Below are 15704 nucleotides of genomic sequence, written 5' to 3'. Positions count from 1 at the left end.
ACTTTTCACCGCTGAAAAGACTTTTACCAGTGGCTATATAAAAAGTAGGATACCCATAAAATATATAGGCATCAATACAGTTTACAATCCGGCTATATATTTGAACGCGGACGCTTTAACAACCGTTTGAATGGCTAATAACCGTTAATTGTATATTATTCATTGAGAATTGTACATAGTTCGTTATTTTCGCCTATTCAAATTGTAAGATTAAAAAACCCCAATGGATTTTAAAAAAGTAAATAATATTGCAGGTTGGATCATTTTTGCTATTTCCACCCTCGTTTACCTGATCACAGTTGAGCGCACAGCCAGTTATTGGGACCCTGGTGAGTTTATTGCGGTATCCTATAAGCTCATGGTACCTCACCCTCCGGGAGCGCCATTATTCCTTTTGATCGGCAGAATATTTTCATTTTTTGCCTTTGGTGATGTTACCCAGGTAGCATACTGGATCAACGTGGCTAGTGTGATCAGTAGTGGCTTCACCATTTTATTCCTATTCTGGAGCATCTCCATGTTGGCCAGAAAAATTATGAAAATAGGTATTCATGATACGATCAGCGTGGAAAAAACAATCGCTATCATAGGAGCGAGCGCTGTGGGCGCTTTGGCATATACATTCTCCGATTCTTTCTGGTTTTCGGCTGTTGAAGCAGAGGTCTATGCTATGTCTTCTTTCTTTACAGCCTTCGTGGTATGGGCTATGCTCAAATGGGAATTGATTGAAGATGAAAGCCGTGCTAACAGATGGCTGATCCTAATAGCCTATATGATGGGATTATCCATTGGTGTTCACCTTCTTAACCTGGTAACCATACCTGCCCTGGGGCTGATCTACTATTTTAAAAAATACAAGCCTACTACCTGGGGTATTGTAGCTGCTTTGGTGATCAGCGGACTAATTATTATTTTAATCAATAATTTCATAATTCCGGGTCTGCCTACTATTGCGGGTAGCTTCGAAATATTCTTTGTTAATAACCTCAACCTGCCTTTTGGTTCGGGAGCCATATTCTTTGGAGCCATCATTATTACCGGCCTTGTCTGGGGCATTCGCTATTCCTTAAAGCATCAAAAGGAGGTGCTCAATACGGCCCTGCTGGGGTTCGCCTTTATTCTTATTGGCTATTCCTCCTATGCCACCATTGTGATACGTTCTAACTTCAATCCTCCAATTGACGAAAATAATCCTGAGGATGTCATGTCTTTTGTAAAATACCTGAAGCGTGAGCAATATGGTAGCCGGCCATTATTTCACGGCCAGTATTTCACTGCCAATGTGATAAAGACAGAAGAGGGCGCTCCTGTGTACGTAAAAGGAAAAGATAAATATGAGATTGTTGACAGGAACCGTTCTTATGTCTATGATCCCAAGCATACTACTTTTTTCCCCCGAATGTACAGCAGCGATCCGAGACATATTGAGCGCTACAGAGAGGTAGCAGAACTTAGAGAAGGCGAAAAGCCAAATTTTTTCCACAATCTGGAGTTCATGTTACAACATCAGATGGGCTGGATGTACATGCGCTATTTCATGTGGAACTTCGCAGGCCGGGAAAGCGATATTCAAGACGCAGGATGGCTTGACCCCATTGAGGCGATGGAGGATGTACCCGAGGAAATTGCTGAGAACAAGGGGCGTAATAATTTCTTTATGATACCTCTTATTCTGGGGATAGTGGGTATGTTCTATCAATATCAAATGCATAGAAGAGGCTTTGCTTTTGTGGCTATGCTATTCTTCCTCACAGGTCTGGCACTGATACTTTATCTCAATTCACCACCTATCGAACCCCGTGAGCGTGATTATATTTATGTGGGATCATACTATGCATTCGCCATCTGGATAGGATTTTCCGTACTGGCATTGATAGACCTGCTGAGCAAGTTTACGGCAAAAAAAACCGCTGCTATTATTTCAACGGTTATATGTCTGTCAGGGCCTGCCCTTATGGCACAACAAGGGTGGGACGACCATAACCGGGATAATCGCTATTTTTCTGTAGATTCTGCAAAAAACTTTTTAGCTTCTACAGCCGAAAATGCCATTCTGTATACCGGTGGGGATAATGATACCTTTCCGCTATGGTATGTACAGGAGGTAGAAGGCTTCAGAACTGACGCCAGAGTAGTGGTGCTGAGCTATTATAACACAGATTGGTACATCTGGCAGAGCATGAGACCTGTTTATGAGTCGGAGGCCTTCCCCTACACACTGACTTTTGAAAACTATAAATCCAATGGCCCTAATGATTACCTGCCTTATGAAGACCTGGGGCTAAGCAGTATTGATGTTAAGCAATATCTCAACCTGCTTAACAAAGGAGATAAGCGACTGCGCAAATATGCCACGGCCAACATTGTTCCAAGCAGAACCTTCACGATAAACGTAGATAAGGAAAAGGTAAGAAGCCTTGGCATCATCCCTGAGGGTATGGACAGCCTGCTCGTTGATAGAATGATATTCAGCCTGAAAAGGGGGAAAAATGCTTTGGAGAAAAAAGATCTGGCTATTCTTGATGTGCTGGCTACGGCAGACTGGGAGCGCCCCATCTACCTGAACAACACCTCAATGCAGCAGATCAATTTTGACCTGAGCCAGTATGCTGTTCAGGAGGGAAATGCCTACCGCATATTACCAGTGAAAAACCCTAATCCTCAGGCAGACTTTGTCAACACTGAGGTGATGTATGATAACCTGATGAATAATTTTTACTATCGCGAACTTGATAACCCTAAGGTTTATTATTCACAGGACTATCGAAATTTCGTACTCAACCATCGCACCAGCTTCAATACGCTGGCTACGTCTCTGATTGAGAAAGGCGAAAAAGAGAGGGCAAGAAAAGCCATTTTCTTCAGTCTGGAAAAAATGCCGGATCAGGTAATCCCATACGATTACACGGCTGCAAGAACTGCTGCCATACTGTTTGCACTTGGTGAAGATGGAAAAGCAAGGGAAATAGCAGAAATACTGGGAGACAGAGCGATAGAGATGGTGAAGTATCTTACTAAAAAAGAAACCGGCATGGGAATGGAACTCCAGCGCAACCTGGTTATTTTAGGTGAACTTCAAAGAACGCTCTACCAGTATGGTGAAGATGAACTGGCAAAAAAATACGAGGAGTCTTATCAACAAATAATAAACGAACTGCAATATAACAGGCAGCGTCTGTAGATAAGAATAATTTCCGATCAAAAATCCCACTGAAGTAGCTCGGTGGGATTTTTTTGTTTAACAATAGTATAACACTTACCTGCAGCTTCTTAAACAAATGATTTTTATCACACTTTTTGATGACCGGATTCGTCAGGAGTAAGCAAAATTTGCGCTATATTATATTACTTTCAAACAAGCTTTAACAATTATGCGATGAATATATCAACCATTGATTGGCTAAAGGAAATCGAAGACATCGCTAACCTTGGGGTTTACGACATGGACCTTACTACCGGTACGTGGACCGGGTCTGACAGCTTGATAAGAATATTTGACCTGCCGGTTAAAGCACAGTATACTGCGGAGGATTTTCAGGCCGCAGTACATCCTGATGATTTTGACGATGTAATGGCCTACTATCATGAGTGTCTAAAGTCAAGGGACTACTTTAACTGCGTGTACAGGGCCATTCGAACTGATGGAAAAGTAATTTATGTGAGTAGCAAAAGCAGGATCTTTCGTGATGACAATCATATAGCTGTAAGGATATTGGGCATTAAACAGGACATTACAAAACAAAAAACCGATGAAATAAGACTGAAGCAACTCAATGAGGCGAACGAACAGAAAAATGAAGTACTCACTATGGTGGCGCATGATCTTAAGTCGCCCATCAACCAAATTAAAGCACTGAGCTCGCTACTGAAGAATGATGCCAGTGATGCTCAAAAACTGCTCCTTGATATTTTAGAGGATGCTTCTGATAATGCTCTGGATATTATTGGTGATCTGATAGAAATAGCTCAACTGGAACAAGATATCAGGCTCAAACTCACGAATATCAATATCAATGACCTTGTGCTTAAATCTGTCTCTTTCTTTGACTATAACGCTCGCCAAAAAAATATCAGGCTGAAAAAATCGCTGTCTGAGGATGCCACCGCACCAATTCACCGTGCAAAATTTAAGAGAGTAATAGATAATCTGCTCTCCAATGCTATTAAGTTTTCACCCGAGGGCGAGACTATTAAAATAAAGACAGAAAAGAAGCAAGGGGTTGTAAAACTTTCTGTAAAGGACAATGGTATTGGAATAGCAGAAAAGAACATACCCAAGTTGTTCAACAAATTCTCCACGCTGAGAAGGCAAGGCACCAAAGGCGAAAAATCAACAGGGCTGGGGTTGAGCATAGTCTATGAAATTGTAAAAAAACATAATGGCGAAATTTTTGTAAAAAGTGAAGTTAACCGGGGCACGACCTTTACTATAAAAATTCCAAGTGTATAAATATTATTCCATTTGCCCAGTCTTCAAAAAAACCGGAAAAACAAACCTGTAAGCAAAAGAATACTCGGCCTTACCTAAGAAATCGCTAATGCCTGTGTTACGCTTGCCAAAAAATGCTCTTCCCGACAACTGTAACAACTATACGGGACTACCGCTTTTTGGGACTTCATCCCGCCCTTTGGCGGTAACGTTTTCTTAAAGCCACTTGGAGTTTCTTCCAGGCCTACCTAATATGTTTATCGCTAAATTCGTTAAAGATTCAGGTGCTTTTGCTCATTTCCATAACCGGATAAAAGCCAGCCACTGGTAGAAAAAATCAATTTAAACCTTTCTCCAGAATACAGAAAAGATCCAGGGCTTCATCAGCATTGTCGACAAGCAGATAGTCGGTATGATGTATGTCATCAACAAGACTGTTATTACTATCCTTCAGCTTGTTTCTGTTCAGGCGATTCAACAAATCGTAGGGGATCCGAAGCAAAGGCGCTGGTAACTTATATTGGAGATTGAATACATCAAAGCGCGTTATCTTCTGTACACTTTTCTTATTCATCTCGTAATACTCCATCACTTTTTCATTGCCTGATACCCCCTTCATTTCAACTTTGGTAAATACCTCCTTAGCCAACTGAGTCAGTTGACCGGCCGTATACTCACGAATATGCCATGGATTTCGGGTAAGTGTTTTCTTAATGTTGGGTGTTGTAAGTAAAGCCTTTCCGCCCGGCTTGAGTACTCTATGTATCTCTTCAAGGAAAAGTCTGTCTTTTTTGATGTGCTCTATCACCTGAAAGCTGATGACGATATCAAACTGACCATCTCCAACCTTATGAAGTGGAGGTATATTATCCTGAATGAAGGTGACGTCACTATACCTCTTTCTGAGTGTGTCCAGTACTTCCTCTATTTTATCAATGGCAGTATAGCTGTGGCATTTGTCTTTCAGGAGCGCAATTCCACGTCCTTCCCCACAACCTATTTCCAGCAGATCGCCCTGTACATACTCTTCAGCCAGGTAATAAGCTTTTAACAACCTTTGATGAATCGGATTGTCTGAAGCTATTTTGTCTGAAGCTATTTCTGTGGTATAAACACCCATTAGTACTTTTACGGCAAAAATAGGGCAAATGAAAACAAATTACCCGCTAATCATTTTTTATTTTATGGTACAAATCCAGTAACTTCCTCTCGAAAAATATTTAATAGGATGAAGAACGCCAGGTACTTTTTTATTGTAATTGCGGTACACCTGACCATTTTTACTCATGGACAGCACAGTTTGAACACTACCAATCTTGCCCATCAGTACAACCCTGAATCAGAAATTGATCTTAATGTACAATCCGTTACCATCAATGATACGGTGCAGGTATACCTCAAGCTGACTATTAACCAGGGAAAACCGCAGCTTTTTGACTACACCCTGAAATTTTTCAGTGCCAGCTCATATAAAGACAAATTAGATGCTATTCCAAAAGAGAAAATTGACAGCACATATATTGGAAAGGATGGCCCAGATTATCTCTTCAACTATTCGTTACCTGCTAATGCAACCTCTAAAATGCTGGTGATACAGGTACTCAGCAAGTTCAGCGGATTTACCTACTACTATGAATTCCGATTCGATAAAAATCCATTAATTCTTAAAAACATACATAATAACATCCAGTTTAATCCATGGATAGCTGCCGGAAAATATTCATTCACTCCACGCGAAGAGGTGTACGGCTATTTTTATGGTCATAAATTCCCTCCGGCGCTGCCACCAATGCCTGTGCGGGAAGAATCCCCTGAGCTGGCCCTCTCTATCGACAGCACTTTTATGGTAAATGACAGTATGGACATAACCCTGCAACAACAGGGATTGTACCTCTTGCAGCTAGACTCTACCAGTGACAAAGGCTTTAGCTTCAGGTTGGAAAATAAATATTACCCGAAACTGGCAAGGTTGGAACATTTGACAGAGCCTCTTATCTACATCACCACCCGGGAAGAAAATCTGAAGCTCAAAGATATCAATGGAGACAAAAGGGAGTTTGATAAATTCTGGCTTGATCTTACCAACTCACCAGAAAGAGCACGAACAATTATTAAAAATTATTTTGATCGGGTGGAGCAGGCGAACAGACTTTTTACAACATATAAAGAAGGCTGGAAAACGGACAGGGGCATGATCTATATCATTTTCGGGCCACCGGATGAAGTAAACAAGAATATTAACGGTGAGAGTTGGACATACCTGGCATCACCGGCATTGCCTAAGCTAAACTTTGAGTTTATACGTACAGAAACTATCTTCGCACCCACTTACGCGCTCATCAGGGACAAGAGCTACGCTAACATTTGGTACCGCGCTATTGATCTTTGGCGTAAAGGAAGGTTTTAATGTTGAATAACAGGTAATGAAAGACAATCAAAAAGATTACATTTTTGGCATTAGGGCCATTATAGAAAGCATCAACTCCGGGAAAGAGATAGACAAGCTGCTTGTACAAAAAGGATTGAACAATGATCTTATCAAAGAGTTGGTAAAAACCGCCAGAATACACCATGTGCCTATATCGCAGGTGCCGATTGAAAAGCTTCAGCGGATCACCCGTAAAAATCACCAGGGTGCAATTGCCTTTCTTTCCGCAGTTAAGTATGCCTCTCTTGACAACATCATAGATCATACCTACCAACAGGGAAAAGAGCCTTTGTTTATCATACTGGACCGGGTAACAGATGTGAGAAATTTTGGGGCCATAGCCCGAACGGCCGAATGCGCAGGTATTGACGGGGTCATTATCCCCAGCAGAGGAAGTGCCGCCATCAATAGCGATGCTATGAAAACCTCGGCCGGTGCACTTAATTACATTCCGGTATGCCGGGTAGACAATCTGAAAAATACCCTGACTTTTTTAAAGGAAAACGGTATACACATCATGGCGTGTACCGAGAAAACCGATACTTCTATTTATGAGGTAAATTTTCGGCAACCATTAGCCATTATACTGGGCTCCGAAGAAGACGGCATATCCCCCGAATACCTGAAAATGTGCGATTCGCGTGGACGGATACCTATGAGCGGACGTATTGATTCGCTAAATGTATCTGTTTCCGCTGCCATAGCCATATTTGAAGCGATACGGCAGCGAGCAGAATAGCTACTCCTCCTTTTTTAGCTTCCACCTTTTATGTGACCACAGGTAGCCTGCAGGGTCTTCCTGTACGGCATCTTCGGTTGCACGCGCGTAGGCCTCAAGTATATCATGGCCATTTTTATTATACGGAGGATCTGCAAGTTTAACCAGTTCTACTGTATATGATCCTCTCTTAACCCGCTTTACCTTAAAGAAGAATACGGGATATTTAGCTGCCTTAGCAATCTGCTCCGCGCCCAGGTAAAAGGCAGTATCCTGATGCAAGAAAGTTGTCCAGTATTTTGGAGACTTGCTTCTTGGTGACTGGTCGGCCACAATGCCCAATGCTTTTAACCTGTCAGGATTTTTGACAATTTCCCTCAAAATCCGGCTTTTTTCTATGGGTTGGCCTCCAAAACGTCCGCGCGTCTTGACCATCAGATCGTTAAATGATCTATTTGTAAGCCGCTGATATACTGCGTCAACAGGAAATGGCAATACTATGCACCCTGTCAGCAACGCCCACTCCCAATTAAACTGATGAGAAGCCACAACCAATATCGACTGACGGGCATCGGCATAACGTTGTACATCCGGTACATTCAAAAACTTTACTCTACTGGTAAGTTCTTCTCTGGTAATAGTGATGGCCTTCAGTGTTTCTACAGTGAAGTCCATAAAACGCTTATAGAACTCTTTAGCAATAGCCCTTACCTCATCATTGCTTTTCCCGGGGAACGACCTCCCGATATTACCAACAACAACTCGCTTTCTATATCCTGCCAGGTAAAAAATCACAAAGAACATGACATCGGAGATGATGTAAAGCATGTTCATCGGGAGTCGGGAAAGAAGTTTAAGTATAAACATAATTCAGGGTGGCCAAAATTAGTCATTTATTCAAAAGATGGGACATTTAACTAACTATTCTATTATTTTAGCCCGTATAAATAGTCATGACCCTTGAGTAGTCGGGGAATCTTCAGCAATGTGCTGTCTTAGAGCTATCTCAATACTCAATACTAATCTCTATACTAAAATTATGAAAGATAAAGTAGTTGTAATTACCGGAGGATCGTCTGGGATAGGTAAAGCGTTGGCTGAAGTATTCGGTTCGCGAGGATCGAAGATTTTAATTACAGGACGAAAAAAAGGGCCGCTGGATGAAGCAGTGGCTGAACTGAAAGCAAAAGATATTGAAATCACCGGATTTCAAAGTGATGTTAGTAAGGAAGAAGATAATGAAAGTATGGCAAAGGAGGCTATACGGCAGTTCGGCAAAATAGATATCCTGATCAACAATGCCGGTATTTCAATGAGAGCCTTGTTTGAAGATGTGGACCTGGAGGTTGTGAAACAGGTGATGGATATTAATTTTTACGGTGCTCTTTATGCTACCAAATATTGCCTGCCATCCATTATGGATAACAAGGGTTCCGTCATCGGCATTTCTTCCATTGCAGGTTTCAGAGGATTGCCGGGGAGAACAGGTTATTCCGCATCAAAATTTGCACTTCAGGGTTTTCTTGAAGTATTAAGAACTGAAATGCTCAAAAAAGGTGTTCATGTGCTCACCGCCTGCCCGGGATTTACGGCTTCAAATATAAGAAAATCGTCTCTCACCGCTGATGGTTCTCAGCAGGGTGAATCACCAAGGCAGGAGAACAAAATGATGACTGCCGAAGAGTGTGCGCTGCACATCTACAAGGCTACAAAAAAACGTAAGAAGTACCTGGTGCTGACTGGTCAGGGAAAAATGACTGTTTTCCTGAATAAATGGTTTCCGGGGTTTATGGATAAAATTGTATATAACGTAATGGCTAAGGAGGAGAATTCGCCCCTTAGATGAATACAATTTACAATTTACGATTTATGATTTATGATCTAGTCCCCGCCCGGGTGTCAGCTCACTTTTTATTCAAAAGCTTCAGTGTGTTTTCTATGGCCCCTGAGTTTGTACTCCCATGGCCGGGTATTACTGTTTTAATATCAGGATAACGGTTTTGCACTGCTTGCAAACTTGCAGGCCAGGACCCAAGGTCTGCATCTGCTATATTGCCAAGCGATTTGGCCTCCGCACTTTTCACAAAACATCCGCCATGCAGCAAATTATAGTCTGGGATGTATACCACTGAATTATCTACTGTATGACCCGGACCGGGATAGAATAATTCGATTTTGTGATGCCCGATTTTAATGATTTGCTCTTTCTCAAAAGTTTCCTTTGGGGGCTGGTAGCCCCAGCGTAAGGCATACACTGCCGTCAGCTTACTTCCTATTGTTCTGATGTTGCGTTCATGGATTACTCCAATACCTCCGATCCTGTCTTCATGTGCATGAGTAATAACAACAAGAGCTAGAGGCTTTTGAAGATTCTCATCTATCCAGTCCAGAAGTTGGATGGTCTGGTCATTACCCCAGGGGGTGTCAATCATCAGCACGCTATCCCCGGCATCTACCAACAGGCCGTTGGCTGATATTTTCTGCCCCTGATAATCAGAATAAGAGAGATAGAGATACAAGTTATCACCTATCTTGGCTATATCTATCTCATAATTTCCATCTTGCCCGCTTACATTGGCGCTCAGCCAAACCAGCAGTGACATCAGAATATACCTCATATAAGTAGTGTTTGTAAGAAAACTCTAAGTGCTTTAAGAAAACGTTCCTGCTAAAGAGCGGGATGAAGTTCCAAAAAGCGGAGTCCCGTACAGTTGTTACAGTTGTCGGGATGAGCATTTTTGGAACGAGCGTAACGCGGACATTGGCGTTTTCTTAGTGCACTAAGTAGTAAATTTATGCATGAAGATACTCTATATTTACAGATGTAGCAAAGCAGTTTTTTTGAAATTTGATTTCTGTCATAAAGAAAGAAAACATTATATTTGGTGAGTCAAATAACCAATATGATCCAGAAGTATTTTCCACTAGATAAGAACTACATTTTAGAAAGGGCTCAGCTTGACACAGCGCAAGAGTTAACCATTTATTTAGTTGATTTTGCCAAGAAATTTTACCTGGAACAATACAATCCACTCGGTATTGAAGATGATACTATAAGGGCCATTAAAAGTCATCAGACTGCGTATACTGACCGCCTGGAAGAATTCTATAGAAACCTGGCGGGAGTTTACCGGTATAAATTCGGACAAAACCAGCTTGAACTTTTATTTGACGGGCAGGATCACTACCAAAAATATACTTCTGACTGGAGCAGTACCTACAAAGAGTGGCTCGTTGATTTTTGTCTAAAGCCTAATTTTCTGAAAGCAGTACTGGAGCTTACAGTATTCTACCCGGAAGGGCGTAAATCTGAATTGGCTGAAAACAGAATGAAAGCCTTCATCCACCAGCATTTCGAATTAAAGATCTATAAATATAAAGGCATTGTAAAAATGCGTATTGCGTAGGCTGTTGTTTAGATGTGAGATTTTAGATATGAGACTTGAGGCTTGAGACCGCGAGTTGGAAAATCGAAGGCTGAAGTCGACAGACTATGAATGGTAAACTCAGAACTATGAACTGTCAAATCACCTCCACACCTCGAAATCATCAAATCCTTTAGTTTCATTTGCCTTTTCCACTGCCACCTTGTCTACTTTAGCTGTGGATGGTCCTGATTTGCACCATTCTACCAGTGCATTGAGCTGATCCTCAGATCCTTCCGCTTCAACATAGACGCTTCCGTCCGGTTGATTTTTTACTCCTCCTGTAATACCTAATTCCTTTGCCTTCTTTTGTGTACTGGCCCGGTAAAAAACTCCCTGCACCCGACCATTTATTGTGATGTTGTAATGCATTTTCATCCTTTGGCGATTTCCGACATAATTTCAATTCCGGACGAAGTACCGATACGGTCGGCTCCTGCATTTATTAACTCAACAGCCTGCTGATATGTTTTGATACCTCCGGAGGCTTTTATTCCTACATTTGAAGGCAGGACTTCCCGCATCAGTCTGATATCTTCTACCTCTGCACCTTTACCTGCAAAACCAGTCGATGTTTTTACATAATCGACACCAGCATCTGCACACATCAGACAAGCCTTTTTAATTTCTTCCTTTGACAAATGTGCCGTTTCAATAATAACTTTCAGAAGCTTGTATTCGTCATGAATGAGCTTGCTACACTTGGCCAATTCAATTTTGGTCCACGGTAAGCCCGTTTTAAAAGAGGAAACATTCATGACAATATCCAGTTCATCAGCTCCATCGCGTATGGCTAATTCTATCTCATGGATCTTAGTTTCTGTCATGTTATAACCCAACGGAAAACCTATTACAGTCACCAGTTGGATATCACGTTTGCCAATTTCACGGCTGGCTCTTTTCACCCAAAAGGGGGGCACACAAATACCCAAAAAACTATTATCTGCAGCCTGCCGAACCAATAGATCTACGTCATTAGCTGTAATAGCAGGTTTCAGATTAGTTTGTTCAATGAAGCGATTGATATTTTTCATTGAACCGAAGATAAAGATTAAAATATGAAAGCGAAATCAGATGAAGAACATTAATGCACGATCCCGCATTCATGACAAAACTTTCGTTTGCCGGGAGGCCGTTTCTTTGGCTTTTTCTTATGACCAAAATACATCGGATCAGAATATTGGGGCTTTTCCATCTGGCGCTGCATCTTCTTATACGCTTTGGCATTGGCCTCCATACGTTTTTGAAATTCTTCCTTTTTCTTATCCAGGTTCTTGTTATAACGGGCGCGAAATGACTGCTTTTTACTCCTTTTTGTCTTGGCAGGAGCCATCGCCTTTTCAGGTACATGTGGCTCAAATGCGTTGGACCTGTCTACCTGCTCAGCCTTTGATGTTTTTTTCTTCTTTTTTTCCTTCTGGGCATTGGCATTAAAAGTAACGCCACAGCAGCAGAGTAAGATAATTATAATTAATCTCATAGGAGTCTATCATTTAATAGAAAATCTGAAATCTGAAATCTGAAATCTGAAATCTGAAATCTTTACGAATTTACCGGGCAATTATCAATAATAACTGAAATTATCTGATTTTATTGTATTTGAAAGGAAGTCATAATGGTCAGCGTCCCTTCGGGGCCATCATGGTTTGCTGGCGCTTGTATACCCATGGTGGTGTAGGGTCTTCGGTCTGCCAAAGACCAAGCTTGTTGGCTTTTGCCTCTTCCTGAAACGAAACAACAGTCTTATCGGCTGATGGATGAGCCCAGGCCAGGCCACTCTTTACCAGTTCATGGTTGAGGTTTGTTCCACCATTAAGCAACACCGTAGCAAGTTTATTACCCCAACGATCTTTGCCATGAAGTACTATAGTAACCTTCTTCTTCAGTACCATCTTTTCAGTAAATGCTTTTGCATGATCAGCAGCAGGCTGCCCCGGCTCAGGACAATCAACCCCATTGAGCAGTAATAACACAACTTCTTTGTCACTGTTGTGTACCTCGATTGTATTGCCATCCACTACCTTGATCACTTTTGCGGAAAAAGTACCAGATGTTGATCCATCGCCAAACAGGAGCAATATGGTAAATAGAAGACTGAACATAGCTTGTTATTTATATACCTCTAACTACTAAGAGGTAACAGTATAACAACAAGATGCTGCAGAAGGTTTGAGTAATTTATGAGCTACAGAAGGGTATTGTATATAATGCCCATCGGCCTTCACTGCTTTCGCAGACAGGTTGAGGTGGTTGTATTCTATACTCTCTATTTCCTTATCCAGGTCTTTGGTCATGTTACCATTGGCATCATACGTATAGTCCGGTCCTGTAGTGTTTTTATCTGCAAAGCCTTCCCACCCCGCGGCATCGGCTACGGCTGTCAACTGATTGCCGTTAGTGTAGGTGTATTGCAGTGCATCGATGTGCGGAGTCAACGTTATGCGCCTGGCGTTTCAGCGACAGGATGTTTCCATTGAGGTGTCTGTCCCAATACTGGGACGGACTTTTTGGAATTTCAATGGGATTTTGCAGTAAAAAGTTTAAAGAGTTCTTCCAAAAAAAAACGTAGCCTCTTTATAATCAAAACAGCCTCGCACCCCTGCAAGGCTTTTTCTGTAGTCGTTGTAGCATCGAAGTACTTCCGCGATAGATAGTTTTTCGTTCTATTATACCGGGTCACAGACCCTCTTTACCCATTGGAAGACACAAGTCACAGACTTGCGCCAGGTTTGGGATGAAGATCTGCAAGATATTAACTCTCAAGATGCTACTATCATGGAAAAGGTTAAACTGATCGAAGGGCTTTCCGATGAAGAAAAGCAAACCATCTTTACTATCCTCGATGCGTTTGTAGGTAAGAAAAAACTTAAGGACACCCTTTCGAATGTCCTTAAAGATGTGGCCTGATTATTTAGACATATTCTAAATTTCAAAAATTTCAAATGTTACTGATCAGGTACTTTTGTATCATATCAGTTGCATTCATAAATCACAAAGAGTGACCTTGTAATCACTCTAAATTTTCAAACACCTTCGTAAAGGTAAGACTTTGCGGCACCCTTAATTCCTCTCTCTTCCTTTCAAACTCTTCTTTCGTCATAGGCCCAATGCGATTATATTCTGCAACTTCATCAACTGGTTCAGTGATGGGAATGATATAATACTGCTTAATTGATTTATCTGGCATGCTAGGCCACTCCCGCGGATGTCGCTTAACAATAATATAGTTTTTATCACTACCCAAAGCATACACTGTTTGAGGTATAACTTCAACAAACAGATTATCGTTTTTTATCATTAATGACATATCCTCAAACTCCTCTAGTGATATAAGAAAGTAGTTCAATTCAATTCTCTCTTCATACTTATGCCTTTCACAAGACAAGATGACTAAAGGGAGGAATACAACCAAGCAAACTATTTTAATTTTCTTCACGGCAATCTTTTATAATTTATAGGTTCGGTGAAAATGTAAGTCTGATAAGTATTACCCATTGGACCATAAGCTGATCTAGGCCATGATGGAGCAATGTGATACATTAAGGAATTGAAGCTAGTTCGATTGGTCAAGGTATACCTTAACTCCGTGCCATTGTTTATTAACTCAATGGATTGCACTCTAAAAGTTCCAATAAATTGTTCGACAGGATCTGAGCCAGCATTAATAATTCCAATTGGGAAAGTGAAACTTGCAGCAACACCTGTCAAAGGCTTATTTACCATATCGCGACCTGTTCGAGCTTCCTTATACCACAAATCTCTGGCTTGATTCACGCCTGGAGAATCACGCATGGCATTTGCAATTCCATCATTAGAAAAAGTCGTATGCTCGGGACCTTTCCCATACAAATAATCCATCAACATTCCCAATACTGTAATTGCATTCCGTGCATTGCTTTCATTACAATCTTCGCCCGGAGGACACCCCCCTCCATTCTGAGCATCATACACCCTAAACTCAGAATTGATATAATGCTCGGCATCAACAATTCCATTGGTGTAATAGTCTATCCACTGGCCTTGCTTACCGTTTTTAGTAACTATTAAACCACCATCGCCATTATAAAAGTCCTGACCTTTCTGGTAGCCTCCTGTTTGCTCTGAGATATACTGTTCTTTCCTGTAGGAATCACTGCCATAGGCCAGTGACCAGTCATTCCGATAGATGCCCTGGCTCCAACCAAAAGCCCTGCTTGGAATATATCCCCCACCTCCATTAAACACCCTATACCCACCATTCACAAACTCATCATCTCTACTCAGATCCGCATAAGAACCCCCACTGGGATCGGAGTAGTAAATCGGGTTATTACCGGAGAACGAATACGGGCTTTCATTCAGATAGCTGCTCGCATAAGGATCAACACCTGTCATCCTACCTGTAGCTGGCGAGTAGTGACGAAGGGGCATCTCGTAGTAGCCTGTAAAATCATTGTACTCACTGCTGCTGTTAAACAAATAATTATTCTTATCACCGTAAGCCCTCCTGTTGGAGTTAAACGTCAGGCCATAAGGATAGTAGCTGTCCTGTTGCACCACAGCGCTCTCATTGAGCGTCACTTTCATATCATCAAAGAACACCGGCAATGGGCTGTCACTCTCATTGCTCAGGTAAATATAAACAAAACCCGGCTTTTCTGCCACAACACCCTCAAGGGAGATGCGCCTGTGGTAGAAGGATTGAGATGTTATCTGTGCGTGACC

17 protein-coding genes are annotated in these 15704 nt (G+C 41.6%); 7 read left to right on the top strand and 10 right to left on the bottom strand.

What is annotated here, in order from left to right; translation table 11 throughout:
• The first annotated feature begins 223 nt into the window (after positions 1-223).
• A complete protein-coding gene (locus C900_RS12110; RefSeq protein ID WP_009580184.1) occupies positions 224-3181 on the top strand; it encodes a glycosyltransferase family 117 protein in 2958 nt (985 codons plus the stop codon).
• 195 nt (positions 3182-3376) lie between these two features.
• Positions 3377-4450, top strand: coding sequence for a sensor histidine kinase (locus tag C900_RS12105; RefSeq protein ID WP_009580183.1), 1074 nt, complete (start codon positions 3377-3379; stop codon positions 4448-4450).
• Positions 4451-4766: 316 nt separating this feature from the next.
• Here C900_RS12105 and C900_RS12100 read toward each other — a convergent pair whose 3' ends face one another.
• The gene (locus C900_RS12100) at positions 4767-5549 is read right to left on the bottom strand and encodes a class I SAM-dependent methyltransferase (RefSeq protein ID WP_009580181.1); all 783 of its coding nucleotides are present in this window, start codon (positions 5547-5549) and stop codon (positions 4767-4769) included.
• A gap of 108 nt (positions 5550-5657) precedes the next feature.
• On the opposite strand from C900_RS12100, the gene C900_RS28390 reads away from it, so the two are divergent.
• A complete protein-coding gene (locus C900_RS28390) occupies positions 5658-6836 on the top strand; it encodes a GWxTD domain-containing protein (RefSeq protein WP_009580180.1) in 1179 nt (392 codons plus the stop codon).
• A 16-nt stretch (positions 6837-6852) separates the two neighbouring features.
• Positions 6853-7596 (top strand): 23S rRNA (guanosine(2251)-2'-O)-methyltransferase RlmB, encoded by a 744-nt coding sequence (gene rlmB / locus C900_RS12090; protein ID WP_009580179.1) that lies wholly within the window; start codon positions 6853-6855, stop codon positions 7594-7596.
• Here rlmB and C900_RS12085 read toward each other — a convergent pair whose 3' ends face one another.
• Positions 7597-8442 carry a lysophospholipid acyltransferase family protein gene (locus C900_RS12085; RefSeq protein ID WP_040496649.1) on the bottom strand — a complete coding sequence of 282 codons (846 nt, stop codon included), beginning with the start codon at positions 8440-8442 and terminating at the stop codon, positions 7597-7599.
• Between the two features lie 172 nt (positions 8443-8614).
• Between C900_RS12085 and C900_RS12080 the strand changes: the two genes are divergently transcribed.
• Positions 8615-9421: an SDR family oxidoreductase gene (locus C900_RS12080; RefSeq protein WP_009580176.1), complete on the top strand. Its 807-nt coding sequence runs from the start codon at positions 8615-8617 to the stop codon at positions 9419-9421.
• Positions 9422-9479: 58 nt separating this feature from the next.
• Here C900_RS12080 and bla read toward each other — a convergent pair whose 3' ends face one another.
• Positions 9480-10193, bottom strand: a complete 714-nt coding sequence (bla, locus tag C900_RS12075; protein ID WP_009580174.1) for a subclass B1 metallo-beta-lactamase — start codon at positions 10191-10193, stop codon at positions 9480-9482.
• Between the two features lie 285 nt (positions 10194-10478).
• Between bla and C900_RS12070 the strand changes: the two genes are divergently transcribed.
• Positions 10479-10982: a hypothetical protein gene (locus tag C900_RS12070; protein WP_009580173.1), complete on the top strand. Its 504-nt coding sequence runs from the start codon at positions 10479-10481 to the stop codon at positions 10980-10982.
• Positions 10983-11102: 120 nt separating this feature from the next.
• On the opposite strand, the gene C900_RS12065 is transcribed toward C900_RS12070, so the two are convergent.
• From C900_RS12065 to C900_RS12045, 5 genes are all read right to left on the bottom strand, one after another.
• Positions 11103-11378 (bottom strand): acylphosphatase, encoded by a 276-nt coding sequence (locus C900_RS12065; protein ID WP_040496648.1) that lies wholly within the window; start codon positions 11376-11378, stop codon positions 11103-11105.
• Positions 11375-12034: a deoxyribose-phosphate aldolase gene (gene deoC / locus C900_RS12060; RefSeq protein ID WP_009580169.1), complete on the bottom strand. Its 660-nt coding sequence runs from the start codon at positions 12032-12034 to the stop codon at positions 11375-11377. Before deoC ends, C900_RS12065 begins: the two co-directional genes overlap by 4 nt.
• Before the next feature lie 50 nt (positions 12035-12084).
• Positions 12085-12480, bottom strand: coding sequence for a hypothetical protein (locus tag C900_RS12055; protein WP_009580167.1), 396 nt, complete (start codon positions 12478-12480; stop codon positions 12085-12087).
• A 139-nt stretch (positions 12481-12619) separates the two neighbouring features.
• Complete coding sequence (locus C900_RS12050) at positions 12620-13102, bottom strand: thermonuclease family protein (RefSeq protein ID WP_009580165.1); 483 nt, start codon at positions 13100-13102, stop codon at positions 12620-12622.
• Between the two features lie 27 nt (positions 13103-13129).
• Positions 13130-13435, bottom strand: coding sequence for a hypothetical protein (locus C900_RS12045; RefSeq protein WP_009580164.1), 306 nt, complete (start codon positions 13433-13435; stop codon positions 13130-13132).
• Between the two features lie 340 nt (positions 13436-13775).
• Here C900_RS12045 and C900_RS30840 point away from each other — a divergent pair, with 340 nt between their 5' ends.
• Positions 13776-13907, top strand: coding sequence for a hypothetical protein (locus C900_RS30840; protein WP_009580163.1), 132 nt, complete (start codon positions 13776-13778; stop codon positions 13905-13907).
• Positions 13908-14010: 103 nt separating this feature from the next.
• Here the strand turns inward: C900_RS30840 and C900_RS12035 are convergent, their stop codons facing one another.
• Complete coding sequence (locus C900_RS12035; RefSeq protein ID WP_040496645.1) at positions 14011-14436, bottom strand: DUF3997 domain-containing protein; 426 nt, start codon at positions 14434-14436, stop codon at positions 14011-14013.
• Positions 14433-15704, bottom strand: a 1272-nt coding sequence (locus C900_RS12030) for an RHS repeat-associated core domain-containing protein (protein WP_040496644.1), incomplete at its 5' end; no start/stop codon positions are given. The genes C900_RS12030 and C900_RS12035, both read right to left, overlap by 4 nt.

This window comes from Fulvivirga imtechensis AK7 (genome assembly GCF_000331535.1).
Classification (GTDB): Bacteria; Bacteroidota; Bacteroidia; order Cytophagales; family Cyclobacteriaceae; genus Fulvivirga; species Fulvivirga imtechensis.
This window is presented reverse-complemented; position numbering and strand designations above follow the sequence as displayed.